The following is a 20,182-nucleotide window of genomic DNA, read 5'->3' on the forward strand; positions in this document are numbered from 1 at the left end:
TCCTTCTTACTTCTTGGACGGGTGCTTGGGCCGCTGCGGACCCTTGCGCTGTCCGGACTTGGCTTGGCGTGAGGAGCCGGACGCGGACTTGCCCTCCGGCTTGGGCTTGTCGTCCTGCGACGTGCCTGGCTTGTCCAGAGAGGTCTTGGCATCCGACGCGTCGGATCCGGTTCCCTTGGTTCCCGGCTGCTGCGCGGCACCGGTATGGCGCTGGGCCTTGCTCTGGCGCTTGGGTTGCTGACGCCGCTGAGCGGTTCCGCTCTCCGACTCGGCATGCGCCGTATCGCCCTTGATCACGGTGCCGTCCTCCTGGGCGACGAAGCCCAGCTTGGCCAGTCCCGTGATGAACTTCCGCTCGATGTCATTGCGATCCGCACCCTTGGACACGACGCGCTTGATCGTATTGCGCTTGGTCCTGCCGCGGACCTCGCTGTGCGCGGTGATGCTCTTCAGCAGACGCCCCAGGTACTGGTCCTGCGCCTTGCTGCCCGGGGTCGGGTTCTGGTTGATCACGTACATCTGCTGACCCATGGTCCAGACGTTGGTGGTCAGCCAGTAGACGAGGACACCGACGGGGAAGTTGATACCCATGACGGCGAAGATCAGCGGGAAGATGTACATCAGCATCTTCTGCTGCTGCATGTACGGCGTCTTGACCGTCAGGTCGACGTTCTTCGTCATCAGCTGGCGCTGAGTGAAGAACTGCGACGCCGACATCATCACGATCATGACCGCGGTGACGACCCGGACGTCGGTCAGAGAAGCACCGAGAGCGCTGACGTCCGACGCGCTGTCCATGAACTTGGCAGCGAGCGGGGCACCGAAGATGTGTGCCTTCCGGGCGCTGTCGAGCAGCGGCTGGTCGATGACGCCGATCGTCTTGCCCGAGGCGATGGCCGAGAGCACGTGATACAGGGCAAAGAAGAACGGCGACTGCGCCAGGATGGGAAGGCACGAGGAGAGCGGGTTGGTACCCGTCTCCTTGTACAGCTTCATCATCTCTTCGGACTGACGCTGCTTGTCGCTCTTGTAGCGCTCCTGGATCGCCTTCATCTTCGGCTGGAGCACCTGCATGTTCCGGGTCGACTTGATCTGCTTCACGAAAAGCGGGATCAGGCAGATCCGGATCAGCACCACCAGGGACACGATGGACAGGCCCCAGGCCCAGCCCGTGTCATCGCCGAAGATCGCTCCGTACAACTTGTGGAACTGGACGATGACCCATGAAACAGGCCAGGTGATAAAGCTGAACAGACTGGCAATCGTGTCCACTAATCAGGCTCCTTGAGCATTGGGCGAAGTCTCTGCGGCCGGGCTCGGGGGTTCGGAAACCGGCCCCCGGGGAGGCACATCAGCGGCGGAGTCCCCGCCCTTCCTGCCGCGCATGGCATTGCGCAGCAGTTCGTGCCAACGCGGACGTTTACGTGGTGGAACGTGGTCCACGCCGCCGGACGACCACGGATTGCACCGCAGGATGCGCCAAGCCGTCAGCGCGGTTCCCTTGATCGCTCCGTGCCGGTCGATCGCCGTATATCCATAGTGGGAACACGACGGGTAGTAACGGCAGACAGGCCCGAGAAGAGGGCTGATCGTCCACTGATACAACTTGATGAGAGCCAGCAGCGGGTACTTCATCGCGCGCCCCCTCCCAGCAGCCGCTGCAGAGCGGCGTCCAGGTCTCGGGCCAGCTGTGCATGGTCGGCGTCGCCCGCTCCGGGCAGCGCTCGTACGACAACCAGGCTACCGGGGGGCAGCAGGGCCAGTCGCTCGCGGACCAGATGGCGAAGCCTGCGCTTCACTGCTGTGCGCACAACCGCTCCACCCACAGCTTTGCTGACAACGAAACCCGCACGCGGCGGGGGAGAGTTCTCCCCAGTCACGTGCGGGTCCGTGGCACCGCTGCGTAGATGAACGACGAGAAGCGGGCGACCAGCCCGGCGTCCTCGACGTACTGCGGTCGCGAAGTCCTCGCGCCGCCTCAGCCGATTCTCGGTAGGCAGCACGTCATGACCTGTAGACGATCAGGCGGACAGGTTGGCGCGACCCTTGCCACGGCGGGACGCGAGGATCGCGCGGCCGGCACGGGTGCGCATACGCAGCCGGAAGCCGTGGGTCTTCGCGCGACGACGGTTGTTCGGCTGGAAGGTGCGCTTGCTCACTCGGGGGCTCCAGAAATGACTCGTGTGTTGGCGGGACATCGCCTGGCTGTCACCGTGCGCCCACGAGAGACTTCGCGTAAACGCCCTAGTGCACCGCTTCACGATCACAGATCGTGATCTTTGCCCATCGGAGGCAGGCGGCAGCAGCCATCGACAACTCGACCTGGTCACGGTACGCGCGGCTACGCCATCCGGTCAAACCGGCTCCACAGCACCCACCACTGTGCACAGCCTGTGGACAACAACTTGAACCACCAGGGTCGGCCTGACTACCGTGGCTGAACTCCGGTTCTTTTCTTCCTGCCTGCCGGTCCTCACCCATCCCGACCCATCCCGTCCCGAGAAGCACACATTCGTGGGACCAGCGAGAGAGCGTGCCTTGTGGCTGACGTACCTGCCGATCTTGCCGCAGTGTGGCCACGAGTGCTCGAACAACTCCTCGGGGAGGGCCAGCAAGGCATCGAGCCGAAGGACAAACAGTGGGTCGAGCGCTGCCAGCCGCTGGCACTGGTCGCCGACACGGCGCTGCTCGCCGTCCCCAATGAATGGGGCAAGCGCGTGCTGGAAGGCCGGCTCGCACCGCTCATCAGCGAGACGCTGAGCCGCGAGTGCGGCCGTCCGATCCGGATCGCGATCACCGTCGACGACTCCGTGGGCGAGCCGCCGAGCCCGCCCGCGCCTCCGATGCACCAGTCCCAGCAGCCTCAGCAGCATCGCTACCAGGGACCGCAGCACGACGAGCGCCAGCACAACGACGCGTACGACGGATACGGGCACCGGCCCTCCGACGACGGCATGCCGACCGCCAGGCCCGCCTACCCCGACTACCAGCAGCCACGCCCCGAACCCGGTGCGTGGCCCCGTACCCAGGAGGATCTCTCCTGGCAGCAGCCCCGGCTCGGCGGCTTCCAGGACCGCGACACGTCGGCGGAGCAGTGGCGCGAGCCGTACGCCGGCGGCCGCGCCCAGCAGCCGCAGCACGACTACCGGTCGCAGCCGCCCGAGCGCTCGGGGTACGAGCAGCACCCCGAGCGCCAGGGGTACGAGCAGCACCCCGAGCGTCACGACATGCAGTCGGCCCAGCCGCAGCACCGTCAGCCCGGCGCGGGCACCGGGCGGCCCGGCGGCGTCGCGGGACCGATGGGCGCACAGCCCGCTCCCACACCCGGCCCCGGCGAGCCGGCGGCGCGGCTGAATCCGAAGTACCTCTTCGACACCTTCGTCATCGGTGCGTCCAACCGGTTCGCGCACGCCGCCGCGGTCGCCGTCGCCGAAGCACCCGCCAAGGCGTACAACCCGCTCTTCATCTACGGGGAGTCCGGTCTCGGCAAGACCCACCTGCTGCACGCCATCGGGCACTACGCCCGCAGCCTCTATCCGGGCACCCGGGTGCGGTACGTGAGCTCCGAGGAGTTCACCAACGAGTTCATCAACTCGATCCGCGACGGCAAGGGCGACACCTTCCGCAAGCGCTACCGCGATGTGGACATCCTGCTGGTCGACGACATCCAGTTCCTGGCGAGCAAGGAGTCGACGCAGGAGGAGTTCTTCCACACCTTCAATACGCTCCACAACGCGAACAAGCAGATCGTGCTGTCCTCGGACCGGCCACCCAAGCAGCTGGTGACCCTGGAGGACCGGCTGCGGAACCGTTTCGAGTGGGGCCTGACCACCGATGTGCAGCCGCCGGAGCTGGAGACGCGGATCGCGATCCTCCGTAAGAAGGCGGTGCAGGAGCAGCTCAACGCCCCGCCGGAGGTACTGGAGTTCATCGCCTCCCGCATCTCCCGGAACATCAGGGAGCTGGAGGGGGCGCTGATCCGGGTCACGGCCTTCGCCAGTCTCAACCGTCAGCCGGTGGACCTCGGGCTGACCGAGCATGTGCTGAAGGACCTGATTCCCGGCGGTGAGGACTCGGCTCCGGAGATCACGGCCGCGGCGATCATGGCGGCGACCGCGGACTACTTCGGTCTGACGGTGGACGATCTCTGCGGAACTTCGCGCAGCCGTGTGCTGGTGACGGCCCGGCAGATCGCCATGTACCTCTGCCGGGAACTGACCGATCTCTCGCTGCCCAAGATCGGTGCGCAGTTCGGCGGGCGGGACCATACGACGGTGATGCACGCGGACCGGAAGATCCGCGCGCTGATGGCGGAGCGACGCTCCATCTACAACCAGGTCACCGAGCTCACCAACCGCATCAAGAACGGCTGACGGGTCGGCCACCGGTCGACGTTCCGTAGGCACGAAGAAGGGCGTTGGGAGAACCCCGCGGGGTTCTCCCAACGCCCCTATAAGCAGCCCCAGGGTGGTGCCCGAGGGGTGGGGCGGGGGGGCCGCGGGGTCGGTGGCTGTGTGGCCCCTTTGTGGGGGTTGGCCCCCCCCGGGGGGTCCCCCCCCAACGCCCTTCTTCGCAGCCCGAGGAGTGTCCCTGTGGCGTCCGGAGGGCTGCCCGCGTCGGCCGGAGCGCTGCCCTCGTCGGTGCCAGAAGGATCTGTCCGTCGGTGCTGGAGGGGGCGCCCGACGTGTCCGGAGAGCTGCCCCTTCTCATTCAGCGCTGTCCCCGGGCTCGTCCAGTGCGGGCCCGAAGCCTTCCGGAACGCTCCCTCCGCCTTCCCGGAGCCGCTGCGAAGCCCTCGCGGAGCCGCTGCGAAGCCCTCCTGATGCCACTGCGAAGCCCTCGCGGTGCCGATACGGAGGCCAATACGGAGCCCTCCGGCATCCGTCCCGCCCCGACCCGAGGTCCTTCCTGAGCCTCGGAAGCCGCCTCGGAAGCCGCCTCCGGACCGGGCTTCCAGGTCCTCGACACAATCGCGGTGTTCGAATAGTCGACTCCGATCGCCCGTTCTCCACAGATCCGGGGGATTTTTCTCCTCCACAGCCTGGGGATCCAGGAGTTGTCCATATTGCTTCCACAGGGGCGACTGTCGATACTCCATCAGGCCAGGTCAAGACCCTGGGGATTTGTGGCCAACCGTGATCCACAGCCTGTGGACAGAGGATTCACCGACAAGGGCCCGATGATGTTGTCCACCGGCGACCCACAGCCTGGGCCGTGTTGTCCCCAGCTTCGTCGAGCTTCTCCACACCTCTGTCCACTGTTCGGCAACGCAACACCGCCCTTCACTGCGCCGAGTGAAAGGCGTCACACCAAGAGGCTCGGTTGGGCTGTGGGGAACGTGGGTAAAGCTGGGGACAGAGCTGGGGAGAAACCCCCCTGTCCTGTGCATCGGGTGTGCAGAACTTTCGCGTGTCCACAGAAACACCGGGTTGTCCACTGGTGCCACCCACAGGACCGGTGGACAAAAAACGTGGGTTGACCTGCGGAAACGACGTTATCCACGGTTTCCACAGGCCCTACTACTACTGCCACCTAGAGTTAGCCCGGAATCCGCTTCGAAGCAGGGCCTGTGCACAACTCGGCGCCGGACCCCTCCGCGCCTCTCGTCTCGACTTGACCCCGAGCAGCACCGAGTGTCGGTGCCGTACGTCAGACTGGTCCCCGGCGTCCTCCCGCTGTCATCGGCGGGAGACCCGATCAGACGACGAAGGCCGGCAGGGCGAGCGAGCAACAGCAGGAGGCGGTTCCGGTGAAGATCCGGGTGGAGCGCGATGTACTCGCGGAGGCTGTGGCCTGGGTGGCCCGTAGCCTCCCGGCCCGTCCGCCGGCGCCCGTTCTTGCGGGCCTTCTGCTGAAGGCTGAGGACGGCGCCCTCAGCTTCTCCAGCTTCGACTACGAGGTATCGGCCCGGGTCTCGGTGGACGCCGAGGTCGACGAGGACGGCACGGTGCTGGTCTCCGGCCGGCTGCTGGCCGACATCTGCCGCGCCCTTCCGAACCGTCCGGTGGAGATCTCCACAGACGGTGTGCGGGCGACCGTGGTCTGCGGCTCCTCGCGATTCACACTCCACACCCTTCCTGTGGAGGAGTACCCGTCGCTGCCGGAGATGCCGACCGCGACGGGCACGGTCCCGGGCGAGGTCTTCGCCTCGGCCGCGGCCCAGGTCGCCATCGCAGCCGGCCGGGACGACACGCTGCCGGTCCTGACCGGTGTGCGGATCGAGATCGAGGGCGACACCGTCACCCTGGCCTCCACCGACCGCTACCGCTTCGCGGTCCGCGAGTTCCACTGGAAGCCGGAGAACCCTGATACCTCCGCTGTCGCCCTGGTGCCCGCCAAGACGCTGCTGGACACCGCCAAGGCGCTGACCAGCGGTGACACGGTGACTCTGGCGCTGTCCGGCTCGGGTGCCGGCGAGGGCCTGATCGGTTTCGAGGGTGCGGGCCGGCGTACGACCACGCGACTGCTCGAAGGCGATCTGCCGAAGTACCGGACCCTGTTCCCCACCGAGTTCAACTCGGTCGCGGTCATCGAGACCGCTCCGTTCGTCGAGGCCGTCAAGCGTGTGGCCCTCGTCGCCGAGCGGAACACCCCGGTGCGGCTCAGCTTCGAGCAGGGCGTGCTGATTCTTGAGGCGGGATCCAGCGACGACGCACAGGCTGTGGAACGGGTCGACGCGGTGCTGGAGGGCGACGACATCTCGATCGCCTTCAACCCGACCTTCCTGCTGGACGGGCTGAGCGCGATCGACTCCCCGGTCGCCCAGCTCTCGTTCACGACGTCCACCAAGCCTGCCCTGCTCAGCGGCCGACCGGCCGTGGACGCGGAGGCGGATGACGCATACAAGTACCTGATCATGCCGGTGCGCCTCTCCGGCTGATCCGGCCATCGGTCCTGCAACGGCAGCTCCCGACGGGCACGCTCAGCGCCGAGCATGCCCGTCGGTCTGTCCCCGGCCGGGCGTAGGCTCGGCCTTGGGTACGAATCGGCACAACGCTTAAGGAATCTCTGATGGAGCTCGGTCTCGTCGGCCTCGGCAAGATGGGCGGCAACATGCGCGAGCGCATCCGCCGCGCAGGCCACACCGTCATCGGTTACGACCGCAACCCGGACGTCTCCGATGTCCACAGCCTCGAAGAGCTTGTGGGCAAGCTGAAAGGCCCCCGGGTCGTCTGGGTGATGGTGCCGGCCGGTGCGCCGACCCAGGCCACCGTCGACGAGCTGGCCGCGCTCCTCTCGCCCGGCGACATCGTCGTGGACGGCGGGAACTCCCGCTGGACGGACGACGAGAAGCACGCGGTCGAGCTGGGCATCAAGGGCATCGGTTTCGTGGACTGCGGCGTCTCCGGCGGTGTCTGGGGCCTGGAGAACGGCTACGCGCTGATGTACGGCGGCGACGCCGAGAACGTGGCGAAGGTGCAGCCGATCTTCGACGCGCTGAAGCCCGAGGGCGACTTCGGTTCCGTCCACGCGGGCAAGGTCGGTGCCGGCCACTTCGCGAAGATGGTCCACAACGGCATCGAGTACGCCATGATGCAGGCCTACGCCGAGGGCTGGGAGCTGCTGGAGAAGGTCGACTCCGTCACGGATGTGCGTGAGGTCTTCCGCTCCTGGCAGGAGGGCACGGTCATCCGTTCCTGGCTGCTCGACCTGGCGGTCAACGCGCTGGACGACGACGAGCACCTCGACAAACTCCGTGGTTTCGCAGCCGACTCCGGTGAGGGCCGCTGGACGGTGGAGGCCGCGATCGACAACGCGGTGCCGCTGCCCGCGATCACGGCGTCGCTCTTCGCGCGATTCGCCTCGCGCCAGGACGACTCCCCGCAGATGAAGATGATCGCCGCACTGCGCAACCAGTTCGGCGGCCACGCGGTCGAGAACAAGAAGTAGCCGCAACGAGGAGCGGGCCGGGCCGCGGTGCCCGACCCGGAGCACGGAGCAGGAAGCCGGGAAGGTCGGCGCACACCCATGCATGTCACGCATCTCTCGCTGGCCGACTTCCGTTCGTACGCCCGGGTCGAGGTACCGCTCGATCCGGGCGTCACCGCTTTCGTGGGGGCCAATGGCCAGGGCAAGACGAATCTGGTGGAGGCCGTCGGCTACCTCGCCACGCTCGGCAGCCACCGCGTCTCCTCCGATGCGCCGCTGGTGCGGATGGGTGCGGAGCGGGCCGTGATCCGGGCTGCCGTGACGCAGGGCGAGCGTGCGCAGCTGGTCGAGCTGGAGCTCAATCCCGGCAAGGCGAACCGCGCTCGGATCAATAGATCGTCGCAGGTCAGACCCCGTGATGTGCTGGGAATCATACGTACGGTGCTGTTCGCGCCGGAGGATCTCGCGCTGGTCAAGGGGGATCCCGGGGAGCGCCGGCGCTTCCTCGACGAGTTGATCACGGCGCGTTCGCCGCGGATGGCGGGGGTGCGGTCGGACTACGAGCGGGTGCTGAAGCAGCGCAACACCCTGCTGAAGTCGGCGGCGATGGCGCGCAGGCACGGCGGGCGCTCGATGGATCTGTCCACACTCGATGTGTGGGACCAGCATCTGGGCCGGGTGGGCGCGGAACTGCTGGCGCAGCGGCTGGATCTGATCGCGACCTTGCAGCCGCTGGCCGACAAGGCGTACGCGGACGTCGCGCCCGGCGGCGGTCCCGTGACACTGGAGTACCGCAGTTCGGTCGGTGCGGACCTGGCGTCGGCCCGTACCCGCGACGATTTCTACGAGCAGCTGATCGCCGCCCTCGCGGAGGTCCGCAAGCAGGAGATCGAGCGGGGGGTGACGCTGGTCGGTCCGCATCGCGACGATCTGTCGCTGGGACTGCGGGGGATGCCGGCCAAGGGGTACGCGAGCCACGGTGAGTCCTGGTCGTTCGCACTGGCGCTGCGGCTGGCCTCGTACGAGCTGCTGCGTGGCGAGGGCAATGAGCCGGTGCTGGTGCTGGACGACGTCTTCGCGGAGCTGGACGCGCGTCGTCGTGAGCGGCTGGCGGAGCTGGTGGCCCCGGGCGAGCAGGTGCTCGTGACGGCCGCGGTGGACGACGATGTTCCGGGTGTGCTGGCGGGGGCACGGTACGCGGTGTCCGCGGGTGAGGTGGAGCGGCTGTGAGGCGGCCCGGGGACATGTCCGGGGCTTCGCCCGGGGAGCGGCCGGGTGACGCCGAGCAGCCGGAGCCGTCAGGCGTCGATCTGGCGCGGGTGGCGTTGCGCGCGGCGAAGGAGCAGGCGCGGGCGCGTGGTGCCGCGGCGCAGCAGAAGAAGCAGGCCAGACGGGGCGGCGGGCTGCGTTCTGGGGCGCGGGCGGACGGGCGTGATCCGTTGCCCCTGGGTGCGGCGATCAATCGGCTGATCACCGAGCGCGGCTGGGAGACCCCGGCGGCGGTGGGCGGGGTGATGGGGCGGTGGCCGCAGATCGTCGGCGAGGACCTGGCCAATCACTGTGTGCCGCTGCGGTACGACGAGGATCCGGACGAGCGCGTGCTGACGGTGCAGTGCGATTCGACGGCGTGGGCGACGCAGCTGCGGTTGCTGGCGCCTCAACTGGTGGCCCGGCTGAACGCGGATCTGGGGCACGGCACGGTGAGGTTGATCAAGGTGTTGGGGCCGGGTGGGCCGCAGCGCAGGTTCGGTCCGCTGCGGGCGCCGGGGAGCACCGGGCCTGGCGATACGTACGGCTGAAGCCTCTGAGCTGGTCTTTTCCCTGTTTCAGAGATCCAGGAAGGCCCCGTTCCAGGGTGAGTCGTGGCCGTGTGCCGTCTCCGGGGCGGTACTGCCCGTCCCGCCCGGGTTGTTCGGTATGCGGTGGTTGAGGTCGTGCGGGGAGAGTGGGGCGTCCCTCACGGTAGCGGGAGGTTGACAGGCCGAAGCGCTCAATGCCCGTGTGAGCCTCCTGAAGGCCCTTCCTGAATATGGGGAGTCGTCAGGCGCTCATTCAGGGCGGCACATGCGTACTCAGGTACCGGCAAACCCCCATTCGTGTCGGCGCTACCGGTAGACTGGTGAACAATCCCGCTTCCTCGCGGGAGTCGTCGATACAAGCCGAACGACGCAGCCGCTCCCGACTGTCCGGAGAACGGCCTGTGCTGTGCCAGAAAGGGCGCTTCGTGGCCGATTCGGGCAACCCCAACGAGAACATTCCGTCCACACCCGGTGAGAACGTCGAGGCAACCGTCTCGGGCGGGGCATCGTCCCCCGGCGGGGTCTCCTCCGCGTACGACGCGAGCGCGATCACCGTCCTCGAGGGCTTGGACGCGGTCCGTAAGCGACCCGGCATGTACATCGGCTCGACCGGTGAGCGAGGCCTCCACCACCTCGTGCAAGAAGTCGTCGACAACTCGGTCGACGAGGCGATGGCCGGTCATGCGGACACCATCGACGTCACGATCCTCGCCGACGGCGGGGTCCGCGTCATCGACAACGGCCGGGGTATCCCGGTCGGCATCGTGCCCTCCGAGGGCAAGCCCGCCGTCGAGGTCGTCCTCACGGTGCTGCACGCCGGCGGCAAGTTCGGAGGCGGCGGCTACGCGGTCTCCGGCGGTCTGCACGGCGTCGGTGTCTCCGTGGTCAACGCCCTTTCCACGCGGGTGGCCGTGGAGGTCAAGGCGGACGGCTACCGCTGGACCCAGGACTACAAGTTCGGTGTCCCGACCGCCCCGCTGAAGCGCAACGAGGCCACCGGCGAGTCGGGTACGACCGTCACCTTCTGGGCCGACGGCGACATCTTCGAGACGACCGAGTACTCCTTCGAGACCCTCTCGCGGCGCTTCCAGGAGATGGCCTTCCTCAACAAGGGCCTCACCCTCAAGCTCACCGACGAGCGCGAGTCGGCGAAGGCCACGGCGGGCGCGGACAGCGCCGAGGTGGTCGATGTCGCCGAGGAGGAGACGACCCGTTCGGTCACGTACCACTACGAGAACGGCATCGTCGACTTCGTCAAGTACCTCAACTCCCGCAAGGGCGACGTCATTCACCAGTCGGTGATCGACATCGAGGCCGAGGACAAGGACCGTCTCCTCTCGGTCGAGATCGCCATGCAGTGGAACACGCAGTACAGCGAGGGGGTCTACTCCTTCGCCAACGCGATCCACACGCATGAGGGCGGTACGCACGAGGAGGGCTTCCGTGCGGCACTGACCTCGCTGGTCAACCGGTACGCGCGCGACAAGAAGCTGCTGCGCGAGAAGGACGACAACCTCACCGGTGAGGACGTCCGCGAGGGTCTGACGGCGATCATCTCGGTGAAGCTGGGCGAGCCGCAGTTCGAGGGCCAGACGAAGACCAAGCTGGGCAACACGGAGGCCAAGACCTTCGTGCAGAAGGTCGTCCACGAGCAGTTGACGGACTGGTTCGACCGGAACCCCAACGAGGCCGCCGACATCATCCGCAAGGGCATCGCCGCCTCGACCGCCCGGGTGGCGGCGCGCAAGGCGCGTGACCTGACCCGTCGCAAGGGGCTCCTGGAGAGCGCCTCGCTGCCGGGCAAGCTGAGTGACTGCCAGTCCAACGACCCGACGAAGTGCGAGATCTTCATCGTCGAGGGTGACTCCGCCGGTGGTTCGGCGAAGTCCGGCCGCAACCCGATGTACCAGGCGATCCTGCCGATCCGCGGCAAGATCCTGAACGTCGAGAAGGCCCGGGTCGACAAGATCCTGCAGAACACCGAGGTCCAGGCGCTGATCTCGGCCTTCGGCACCGGGGTCCACGAGGACTTCGACATCGAGAAGCTCCGCTATCACAAGATCATCCTGATGGCGGACGCCGACGTCGACGGCCAGCACATCAACACCCTGCTGCTGACGTTCCTCTTCCGCTTCATGCGACCGCTGGTCGAGGCCGGGCACGTCTACCTCTCGCGCCCGCCGCTCTACAAGATCAAATGGGGCCGGGACGACTTCGAGTACGCGTACTCGGACCGCGAGCGCGACGCCCTGGTGGAGCTCGGCAAGCAGAACGGCAAGCGGATCAGGGAAGACTCGATCCAGCGCTTCAAGGGTCTCGGTGAGATGAACGCCGAGGAACTGCGCGTCACCACGATGGACGTCGACCACCGCGTCCTCGGCCAGGTCACGCTCGACGACGCGGCTCAGGCCGACGACCTGTTCTCGGTGCTGATGGGTGAGGACGTCGAGGCGCGGCGCTCGTTCATCCAGCGCAACGCCAAGGACGTCCGCTTCCTCGACATCTGAGTCGGCCGTACAAGCAAGCCGCAGCGCGAAAGGACTTTGACCAGCAATGGCCGACGAGAACACCCCTGTCCCCGTGACGCCCGAAGAGGTCCCGCCCGTCGAGGGCGTGGGCATGCGTGTCGAGCCCGTCGGGCTTGAGACGGAGATGCAGCGCTCCTACCTCGACTACGCGATGTCCGTGATCGTGTCGCGTGCCCTGCCCGACGTGCGGGACGGCCTGAAGCCCGTCCACCGCCGGGTCCTGTACGCGATGTACGACGGCGGCTACCGGCCCGAGAAGGGCTTCTACAAGTGCGCCCGTGTCGTCGGTGACGTCATGGGTACGTACCACCCGCACGGCGACTCCTCGATCTACGACGCCCTGGTGCGCCTGGCGCAGCACTGGTCGATGCGCATGCCGCTGGTGGACTCCAACGGCAACTTCGGTTCCCCGGGCAACGACCCGGCCGCCGCCATGCGGTACACCGAGTGCAAGATGATGCCGCTGTCCATGGAGATGGTCCGGGACATCGACGAGGAGACCGTCGACTTCCAGGACAACTACGACGGCCGCAACCAGGAACCGACGGTTCTGCCGGCGCGCTTCCCGAACCTGCTGGTCAACGGTTCCGCGGGGATCGCGGTCGGTATGGCGACCAACATCCCGCCGCACAACCTGCGCGAGGTCGCCTCCGGTGCGCAGTGGTACCTGGAGCACCCGGAGGCCTCGCAGGAGGAGCTCCTGGAGGCGCTGATCGAGCGGATCAAGGGCCCGGACTTCCCGACGGGTGCGCTCGTCGTGGGCCGCAAGGGCATCGAGGAGGCGTACCGCACCGGCCGTGGGTCGATCACGATGCGGGCGGTCGTCGCGGTCGAGGAGATCCAGAACCGGCAGTGCCTGGTCGTCACGGAGCTTCCGTACCAGACCAACCCCGACAACCTGGCGCAGAAGATCGCCGACCTGGTGAAGGACGGCAGGGTCGGCGGGATCGCGGACGTCCGTGACGAGACCTCGTCGCGTACGGGCCAGCGTCTGGTCGTCGTGCTGAAGCGGGACGCGGTCGCCAAGGTCGTGCTGAACAACCTGTACAAGCACACCGATCTGCAGACCAACTTCGGCGCCAACATGCTGGCGCTGGTCGACGGCGTCCCGCGCACCCTGTCGATCGACGCGTTCATCCGCCACTGGGTGACGCACCAGATCGAGGTCATCGTCCGGCGCACGAAATTCCGTCTGCGCAAGGCGGAGGAGCGGGCGCACATCCTGCGTGGTCTGCTCAAGGCGCTGGACGCGATCGACGAGGTCATCGCCCTCATCCGGCGCAGCCAGACGGTCGAGGTGGCGCGTGAGGGCCTGATGGGCCTGCTGGAGATCGACGAGATCCAGGCGAACGCCATCCTGGAGATGCAGCTGCGCCGACTGGCCGCGCTGGAGCACCAGAAGATCACGGCGGAGCACGACGAACTCCAGGCGAAGATCAACGAGTACAACGCGATCCTGGTGTCGCCGGAGCGGCAGCGCACGATCGTCAGCGAGGAACTGGCGGCGATCGTCGAGAAGTTCGGCGACGACCGGCGTTCCAAGCTGGTGCCCTTCGACGGTGACATGTCCATCGAGGACCTGATCGCCGAGGAGGACATCGTCGTCACGATCTCGCGTGGCGGCTATGTGAAGCGTACGAAGACGGACGACTACCGCTCGCAGAAGCGCGGCGGCAAGGGCGTGCGCGGTACGAAGCTCAAGGAAGACGACATCGTCGACCACTTCTTCGTGTCGACGACGCACCACTGGCTGCTGTTCTTCACGAACAAGGGCCGGGTGTACCGGGCGAAGGCGTACGAACTCCCGGATGCCGGCCGCGACGCCCGCGGTCAGCATGTCGCCAACCTGCTGGCCTTCCAGCCGGACGAGCGGATCGCCCAGATCCTGGCGGTCCGCGACTACGAGGTCGCGCCGTATCTGATCCTGGCCACGAAGGGCGGTCTCGTGAAGAAGACCGCGCTGAAGGACTACGACTCACCGCGCTCCGGCGGTGTCATCGCCATCAACCTCCGGGAGATGGACCACGGCGACGAAGGCACGGCCGACGAACTGATCGGTGCGGAGCTCGTGTCGGCCGAGGACGATCTGCTGCTCATCAGCAAGAAGGCCCAGTCGATCAGGTTCACCGCGACGGACGACGCGCTGCGCCCGATGGGCCGTGCCACGTCGGGCGTGAAGGGCATGAGTTTCCGCGAAGGCGACGAACTGCTCTCGATGAATGTTGTCCGGCCGGGTACGTTCGTGTTCACTGCCACCGACGGCGGATACGCGAAGCGGACTCCTGTCGACGAGTACCGCGTTCAGGGTCGCGGCGGCCTGGGCATCAAGGCCGCCAAGATCGTGGAGGACAGGGGCTCGCTGGTGGGAGCACTGGTGGTCGAGGAGTCGGACGAGATCCTCGCCATCACGCTCGGTGGTGGTGTGATTCGTACGCGAGTCAATGAAGTCAGGGAGACGGGCCGTGACACCATGGGCGTCCAACTGATCAATCTCGGCAAGCGCGATGCCGTCGTCGGTATCGCTCGCAACGCCGAAGCCGGCCGCGAGGCCGAAGAGGTCGAGGGGTCCGAGGACGCCGAGGCCACGACGGCAGAGACGGCCGGGAGCACGGTCGAGGGCAATGTCGAAGGCACGTCGCCTTCGGCCGGGGAGCACGAGGAGTAGAGCGTGAGTGGAGCCACGGGTGCCGGTTCGGCCGCTTCCGGAGCTGGAGCGAACGGTGCCCGTGGCCCCGCCACGGACTCCCAAGGGGGCACAGTGACGGACACTCGGGGGCCTCAGCCCCAGTACGAGGGTTACGCGACCGGGCCGCTGCCCGGTGAGCGCGAGCCCGCACCGGGGGCGAGCGGGCCGTACCACCCGCCGCAGGCATACCCCTCGCCCGCGGGCGGAACCCAGGGCGGCCAGCCGTACGGCACGCAGGGCGGTGCCCAGGGCGCTGCGCAGGCTGCCGGCGCAGCGCAGGCGGCCCGGCTGCCGCGGACAGGTGCGCGGACCACTCCGCGCACCCGCAAGGCGCGCCTGCGGGTGGCCAAGGCCGACCCGTGGTCGGTGATGAAGGTCAGCTTCCTGCTCTCCATCGCGCTCGGCATCTGCACGGTGGTGGCGGCCGCGGTCCTGTGGATGGTGATGGACGCGATGGGCGTCTTCTCCACCGTGGGCAGCACGATCAGCGAGGCCACCGGCTCGAACGACAACAACGGCTTCGATCTCCAGTCGTTCCTGTCGCTGCCGCGGGTCCTCATCTTCACCTCGGTCATCGCGGTGATCGATGTGGTTCTGGCGACCGCTCTGGCGACGCTGGGCTCCTTCATCTACAACTTGTCGGCGGGTTTCGTGGGCGGCATCGAGCTCACGCTGGCCGAGGACGAGTAGAGCGCCGGGTATCGATTTTGGGACTGGCCCCGACGTGCGCTAATCTTCAGAAGTCAGCGCGCAGCGCGGCGGGGCTATAGCTCAGTTGGTTAGAGCGCATCCCTGATAAGGATGAGGCCACAGGTTCAAATCCTGTTAGCCCCACAGTGAAAGTTGAAGGCCCGGTATCTCTTCGGAGATACCGGGCCTTCTGCGCGTGGTCGGTGCGATGTGCTCCCGTTTGTGTGCGCGTGCCCGGTCAGGGGGTGAGGGACGCGGTTCCGGTGCGGTCCTCGTGCGGGGAGGTGTGCGTAGAGACCGCGCGAAGGGGGGCTGTGCGGAGAGGGCACGCGAAGGGGCGGGCGTACGGAGAGGGCATGCGAAGAATCCGCACACGAAGAAGCCCCCGTCCGGTGTGAACCGGTCCCGGGGGCTCCGCATGTCAGCTGCGCGGCATGTCAGCTGCGCGGCTCTCACGGTGGGAGCAGGGAGGCGTCCCCCGCCGTGGCCCCGTGGGCGGAGCGGGCGATGCTTCTGGTCTCCGGGGCGTCCGTCGTGTCTGCGGACAGATGCCGGGTGGCGGGTGAGGAGCCGTGCGCCTCGGCGCGGATGCGCTGCTTCATCGTGGGTGGCAGCGCCCTGTCACGCGGAAGGGTCCAGCGCACCGACGGGGTGCTCGCGGTTGCCGCGGTCGCACCCGTGTGCTTCTGGTTCGTGGCGGCCGGCTCCGTGGTCCCGGACTCCGTGGCCGACGCCGGGGCGCTCATGAACCCCAGTGCGGCGAGGAGTGCGAAGAAGGCGGTGACGAAGGCGGTCCAGATGTTCTTGGCCTTGACGGTGCTCATGGCCCCTCACTTCCGAATGATCCGGTTTGCTTACCTTTCCGATGATGTGGATGTGGCTCGCGGTTTCGTGGACCGACGCTGCTGATCCGACGATCTTCTGATGAACACCACTCTTCTGGTTCAACCGGCGTCGAGGGACTCGCGAGAGGCGATCGGAGCGGCTGGAGCCTGCGGCCGGGACGGCACTCGTGCGCACCTCGGGTGATCCCTTTTCCCCGGGCTCCAGTTGGGCCGCGGGGAGGTCACCGATCGATATCGGCCGGTGTGTATAGTCGGGCGGCAGAAGTCCCCTACGTCAAGGAAAGACGAGGTCGCGCGGTGAAGAAGCTTCTCCTGGTCGCACTGGCCGCCATCGGCGGGCTCCTCGTGTACCGCCAGATCCAGGCGGATCGCGCCGAGCAGGATCTGTGGACGGAGGCGACTGACTCCGTGCCCGCAGGTTCGGGTGTGTGAGACAGAACAGCCTGATTGCGGGCCCCGGTCGCTGAGCGGCCGGGGCTTCGTGCTGTTGCGGGACCGTGGCGCCTGTGCTCGTGGGTTCACCGGAGCAACGCACCGGATGCTGTATCGCCGGCCCCGCAGCTTCAAGGGGCGCCGCAACTCTCCGCGGACGGCTACCGTTCCGGAGCAAGCGGGCAAGCGGGCAAGCGGGCAAGCGGGCAAGCGGGCAAGCGGGCAAGCGGGCAAGCGGGCAACCGGGCAACCGGGCAACCGGGCCGAGGGCGTAGCGGCGTACGGACCGGCCCCGCACATCATGCCGTCGCCGTGGCCGAGAAGGACGACAAGCGGGGCAATTCGAGCAGCGCCGAAGACACCGGTGGTGCGGGCGGGGCAGGATGGACCGGCATCGCGGCCGCTGCCGGGGCGGGCGCCGTGGTGGTGGTGATCGTGGTGCTCGCGTGCGTACGAGGGCGTCGCGGGCGCGCCGCACAGACGACGAGGGGGAGCGCGTGATGAGGCAGCGCAACAGGGGCCGGGCGGCGCTGGCCGCGGCGGCGGCGATGTGCGCGGCGGCGGCGCTGCCGGGGCAGGCGTACGCGGCCGGGGAGACCGCCACGTACACCTTCGACCCCGGGGCGAAGAAGGTCAGCGGCGCGGACGTCAGTACCGAGGCGTCGGTGCTGACTGCCGGATCGGTCTACAAGAGTTCGATCAAGCCCGGTGAGAAGCTCTACTACCGCCTGAACCTCGACGCGACGACCAACGCCTACGTCTCGGCGGTGGCCGTGCCCAAGGGCGGCGGCCAGGTCGCCTACGGCGACGGCATCTCGGTCAGCATCAGGGACAGCACCGATCTGAAATGCGGTGCGCAGGACGCGCGGTTCCAGTCGACGGAGTTCCCGCGTCCGATCGCGGCCTACGCCTACCGGATCACGGACAAGGACAGCCACATCTGCCAGGAGGCCGGAACCTACAACGTCCTGATCGAGCGGGAGAGCAAGGCCACCTCCTCGCCCGAGGCGTGGGACCTGGAACTGCGCTACGCGTCGGAGCCGCAGCTGAAACCGGGGGCCTCGGTGCCGACCGAGGCGCCGGAGGACTGGCCTTCGGCGTCGCCCGTGCCGCCCACCGCGGCCCCGCAGAACCGGTCAGGCGGCAGCAGTTACTACGACGCGACCAGCCTGGAGACCGGTGAGTGGCACGACAGCATCGCACCCGGGCAGACGCTCTTCTACCGGGTACCGGTGGACTGGGGACAGCAGATCTTCGCCACCGCCGACCTGAGCAACAGCAGCGCTTCGGACGACTACATCAGCAGCGCGCTCGCGGTGTCCCTGGACAACCCGGCGCACGGCCATGTCGACGCCGCGACGCCCTTGTCGTACTCCGGCAAGCCCACGTCCGTATCGCTGGATCCGCTGCCTCCGGTGGCGTACGAGAACCGGTACGACTACAACGCCGGCGACAGTGCCATGCGGTTCGCCGGCTGGTACTACCTGTCGGTGTCCCTCAGTCCGAAGGTCGCCAAGTCGTACGGCGAGAAGGCGATTCCGCTGACTCTCAGGATCAAGGTCGAAGGCACGGCGCAGAAGACGCCCTACACCGGGGACGCCGGGATCTTCTCGGTCACGCAGGACGACAAGGACACGGCGAGGAGCGGCCGGAGCGGCCCGGAGGCGGCGGCCAGGAGCGACACCATGCGGACGGTCGGTGTGACCGGGATCGGCGCGGGTGCGGTGCTGGTGCTCGGACTGGGCGTGTGGACGCTGCTGGCCCGGCGCCGCGCGGTGGCCGCCTCCGCGGCCCCGGCCGGTTCGAACGGTCCCGTCCCGGGGGGCCCGGCCGGTGACGTGCGGTCGCCGTACGGAGGGCCGCCGCAGTCCTGGTAGAGCCGGCCGGGGCCACCGCCGCGTACGGCTGCGGAACCGGGCCGCTGTGCTCAGCTCTGGGTCAGTGCCCAGATGCCCACGGCGAAACAGACCAGTGCCAGGAGCAGGACCGGGACCGCCACCTTCAGGGGCGGTCCCGGACGCGTCTGCGGGACGGGCGCGGGAACAGCGGCCTGGTGGTGCGGGGCAACGCCCGCTCCGAGCGGGGCGGCCTGCGGCTGTCCGACGGTGTACGCACGGGTGAGAGCCGGATCGGACCGCACTGCGGCAGCCGTGGGGGCCTGCGAGGGGTCCGGCGCGGGGAAGGGGGCGGCCGTGTCCGCCGGAAGCGGAGTGAGGGGCGCGTCCGGCCGCACCGGGTGGTGCGGCGACATGGGCGCTTGCGGAGGCGGGAGATGGAAGCTGCCCGTCTCCGACATCGGGACCGGCGGCCGGGGGTGGGGCTGCTGGTCCGTCCGGCCGGGCTGCGCGTCCTGAACGGCCGTCCGGGGGGCTGTGATCGGTCCGGTGGGGCCGAAACCGTCGGGCAGTGGCCCGAGTTGGTCGAAGACCTCCACGGGCTCATCGTCGGCGTCGGGTCCGGGGAGCATGTCGACCGCGGCGGCCAGTGCCTTGCGCGCGCCCGTGGCCGTACGGAACCGGGCCTGGGGATCCGGCTGCAGCAGGCCCGCCAGGACCTGCCAGAGCGGTTCCGGGATCCCTTCCGGGGCACCGGGAGTGCCGTACGAGGCGAAGTGCTCGACGAGGGCCCGTGCGTCCGGCTTCGTCCCCTGCAGCAGGTACAGCGCGACGAGACCGACCGCGAACAGGTCGGCGGGGAAGTCGGGTTCCGCGCCCATCATCTGCTCGGGTGCGAAGTAACCGGGTGTTCCCACCACGTAGTTGGTCTCGGTGAGGCGCGGCTCGCCCTTGCGCATCGAGATACCGAAGTCGGAGAGGCGCAGATGCGGCCGTCCCGTTCCGGTGGCCTCCATCAGGATGTTGGCGGGTTTGATGTCCCGGTGCACGACGCCCTCCGCGTGCACCGTCGACAGACCGGAGAGCAACTGGTCGAGCAGCGTGCAGACGAAACGGGGAGGCAGGGGTCCGTAGTCGCCGATGACATGCGCCAGCGAACCCCCGCTCACCAGATCCATGGTGAACAGGACCTTGTCGTCGTCCGCGGCCCAGCTGGCCGGGGCCAGCACATGCGGATGCTCGATCCGCAGTGCCTGCTCGCGGACGAAGCGCAGCAGGGTGTGCGCGTCGCTCTGCTGAAGGACCTTGGCGGCCACGTATCGGCGGCGCCGGTGGTCCCAGGCGCGCCAGACGGCGCCGACCCCACCACGTCCGATCGGATCGATCAGTTCGTACCGACCGGCGAAGACCTCACCCATTGCGCTGCGACCGCTCCCAGTTGCTGTTCCGGTTCGTGCCCGGCTCTCGGGGGTAGTGCCCGGATCCTGTCGTCGGACTC

General features: G+C 68.0%; 18 protein-coding genes and 1 tRNA gene. 12 read left to right on the forward strand and 7 right to left on the reverse strand.

Going from position 1 to position 20,182, the window contains the following annotated elements; translation table 11 throughout:
- Positions 1–6: 6 nt before the first annotated feature.
- The 4 genes from yidC to rpmH are packed head-to-tail and all read right to left on the reverse strand — an operon-like array spanning position 7 to position 2,159.
- Positions 7–1,272, reverse strand: a complete 1,266-nt coding sequence (yidC, locus tag ACFVUT_RS23340; RefSeq protein ID WP_389650648.1) for a membrane protein insertase YidC — start codon at positions 1,270–1,272, stop codon at positions 7–9.
- A 3-nt stretch (positions 1,273–1,275) separates the two neighbouring features.
- Positions 1,276–1,635, reverse strand: coding sequence for a membrane protein insertion efficiency factor YidD (yidD, locus tag ACFVUT_RS23345; RefSeq protein ID WP_389650645.1), 360 nt, complete (start codon positions 1,633–1,635; stop codon positions 1,276–1,278).
- On the reverse strand, positions 1,632–2,003 hold the full coding sequence (gene rnpA, locus ACFVUT_RS23350; protein WP_389650642.1) for a ribonuclease P protein component: 372 nt from the start codon (positions 2,001–2,003) through the stop codon (positions 1,632–1,634). The genes yidD and rnpA overlap by 4 nt, the downstream gene beginning before the upstream one ends.
- 18 nt (positions 2,004–2,021) lie before the next feature.
- Positions 2,022–2,159, reverse strand: a complete 138-nt coding sequence (gene rpmH, locus ACFVUT_RS23355; RefSeq protein WP_030930485.1) for a 50S ribosomal protein L34 — start codon at positions 2,157–2,159, stop codon at positions 2,022–2,024.
- A 381-nt stretch (positions 2,160–2,540) separates the two neighbouring features.
- Between rpmH and dnaA the strand changes: the two genes are divergently transcribed.
- The 5 genes from dnaA (at position 2,541) to ACFVUT_RS23380 (ending at position 9,668) form a co-directional block, all read left to right on the forward strand.
- A complete protein-coding gene (gene dnaA, locus ACFVUT_RS23360) occupies positions 2,541–4,373 on the forward strand; it encodes a chromosomal replication initiator protein DnaA (RefSeq protein ID WP_389650639.1) in 1,833 nt (610 codons plus the stop codon).
- A 1,376-nt stretch (positions 4,374–5,749) separates the two neighbouring features.
- Positions 5,750–6,880, forward strand: coding sequence for a DNA polymerase III subunit beta (dnaN, locus tag ACFVUT_RS23365; protein WP_389650636.1), 1,131 nt, complete (start codon positions 5,750–5,752; stop codon positions 6,878–6,880).
- A 131-nt stretch (positions 6,881–7,011) separates the two neighbouring features.
- Positions 7,012–7,890: a phosphogluconate dehydrogenase (NAD(+)-dependent, decarboxylating) gene (gene gnd / locus ACFVUT_RS23370; RefSeq protein ID WP_389650633.1), complete on the forward strand. Its 879-nt coding sequence runs from the start codon at positions 7,012–7,014 to the stop codon at positions 7,888–7,890.
- Positions 7,891–7,968: 78 nt separating this feature from the next.
- Positions 7,969–9,099 carry a DNA replication/repair protein RecF gene (gene recF / locus ACFVUT_RS23375; RefSeq protein WP_389650630.1) on the forward strand — a complete coding sequence of 377 codons (1,131 nt, stop codon included), beginning with the start codon at positions 7,969–7,971 and terminating at the stop codon, positions 9,097–9,099.
- 14 nt (positions 9,100–9,113) lie between these two features.
- The gene (locus ACFVUT_RS23380) at positions 9,114–9,668 is read left to right on the forward strand and encodes a DUF721 domain-containing protein (protein ID WP_389650627.1); all 555 of its coding nucleotides are present in this window, start codon (positions 9,114–9,116) and stop codon (positions 9,666–9,668) included.
- Positions 9,669–9,695: 27 nt separating this feature from the next.
- Here the strand turns inward: ACFVUT_RS23380 and ACFVUT_RS23385 are convergent, their stop codons facing one another.
- The gene (locus ACFVUT_RS23385) at positions 9,696–9,830 is read right to left on the reverse strand and encodes a hypothetical protein (RefSeq protein WP_389650624.1); all 135 of its coding nucleotides are present in this window, start codon (positions 9,828–9,830) and stop codon (positions 9,696–9,698) included.
- A gap of 239 nt (positions 9,831–10,069) precedes the next feature.
- Here ACFVUT_RS23385 and gyrB point away from each other — a divergent pair, with 239 nt between their 5' ends.
- The 4 genes from gyrB (at position 10,070) to ACFVUT_RS23405 (ending at position 15,716) form a co-directional block, all read left to right on the forward strand.
- A complete protein-coding gene (gene gyrB, locus ACFVUT_RS23390) occupies positions 10,070–12,175 on the forward strand; it encodes a DNA topoisomerase (ATP-hydrolyzing) subunit B (protein ID WP_389650622.1) in 2,106 nt (701 codons plus the stop codon).
- A 46-nt stretch (positions 12,176–12,221) separates the two neighbouring features.
- Positions 12,222–14,861: a DNA gyrase subunit A gene (gene gyrA / locus ACFVUT_RS23395; RefSeq protein ID WP_389650619.1), complete on the forward strand. Its 2,640-nt coding sequence runs from the start codon at positions 12,222–12,224 to the stop codon at positions 14,859–14,861.
- 93 nt (positions 14,862–14,954) lie between these two features.
- Positions 14,955–15,572 carry a DUF3566 domain-containing protein gene (locus ACFVUT_RS23400; protein ID WP_389650616.1) on the forward strand — a complete coding sequence of 206 codons (618 nt, stop codon included), beginning with the start codon at positions 14,955–14,957 and terminating at the stop codon, positions 15,570–15,572.
- Positions 15,573–15,642: 70 nt separating this feature from the next.
- Positions 15,643–15,716: transfer RNA gene (locus ACFVUT_RS23405), tRNA-Ile, on the forward strand.
- A 308-nt stretch (positions 15,717–16,024) separates the two neighbouring features.
- Here ACFVUT_RS23405 and ACFVUT_RS23410 read toward each other — a convergent pair.
- Entirely contained in the window at positions 16,025–16,396 is a 372-nt protein-coding gene (locus ACFVUT_RS23410) for a DUF6344 domain-containing protein (protein ID WP_389650613.1), read from the reverse strand.
- Between the two features lie 318 nt (positions 16,397–16,714).
- On the opposite strand from ACFVUT_RS23410, the gene ACFVUT_RS23415 reads away from it, so the two are divergent.
- The 3 genes from ACFVUT_RS23415 (at position 16,715) to ACFVUT_RS23425 (ending at position 18,726) form a co-directional block, all read left to right on the forward strand.
- On the forward strand, positions 16,715–16,849 hold the full coding sequence (locus ACFVUT_RS23415; RefSeq protein ID WP_003958712.1) for a DLW-39 family protein: 135 nt from the start codon (positions 16,715–16,717) through the stop codon (positions 16,847–16,849).
- 312 nt (positions 16,850–17,161) lie between these two features.
- Positions 17,162–17,350: a hypothetical protein gene (locus ACFVUT_RS23420; protein WP_389650610.1), complete on the forward strand. Its 189-nt coding sequence runs from the start codon at positions 17,162–17,164 to the stop codon at positions 17,348–17,350.
- Positions 17,350–18,726, forward strand: a complete 1,377-nt coding sequence (locus tag ACFVUT_RS23425; protein ID WP_389650607.1) for a hypothetical protein — start codon at positions 17,350–17,352, stop codon at positions 18,724–18,726. Before ACFVUT_RS23420 ends, ACFVUT_RS23425 begins: the two co-directional genes overlap by 1 nt.
- Before the next feature lie 50 nt (positions 18,727–18,776).
- Here the strand turns inward: ACFVUT_RS23425 and ACFVUT_RS23430 are convergent, their stop codons facing one another.
- Positions 18,777–20,102, reverse strand: coding sequence for a serine/threonine protein kinase (locus ACFVUT_RS23430; RefSeq protein WP_389650604.1), 1,326 nt, complete (start codon positions 20,100–20,102; stop codon positions 18,777–18,779).
- Positions 20,103–20,182 lie beyond the last annotated feature (80 nt).

It is taken from the genome of Streptomyces sp. NPDC058051 (assembly GCF_042885475.1).
GTDB lineage: Bacteria > Actinomycetota > Actinomycetes > Streptomycetales > Streptomycetaceae > Streptomyces.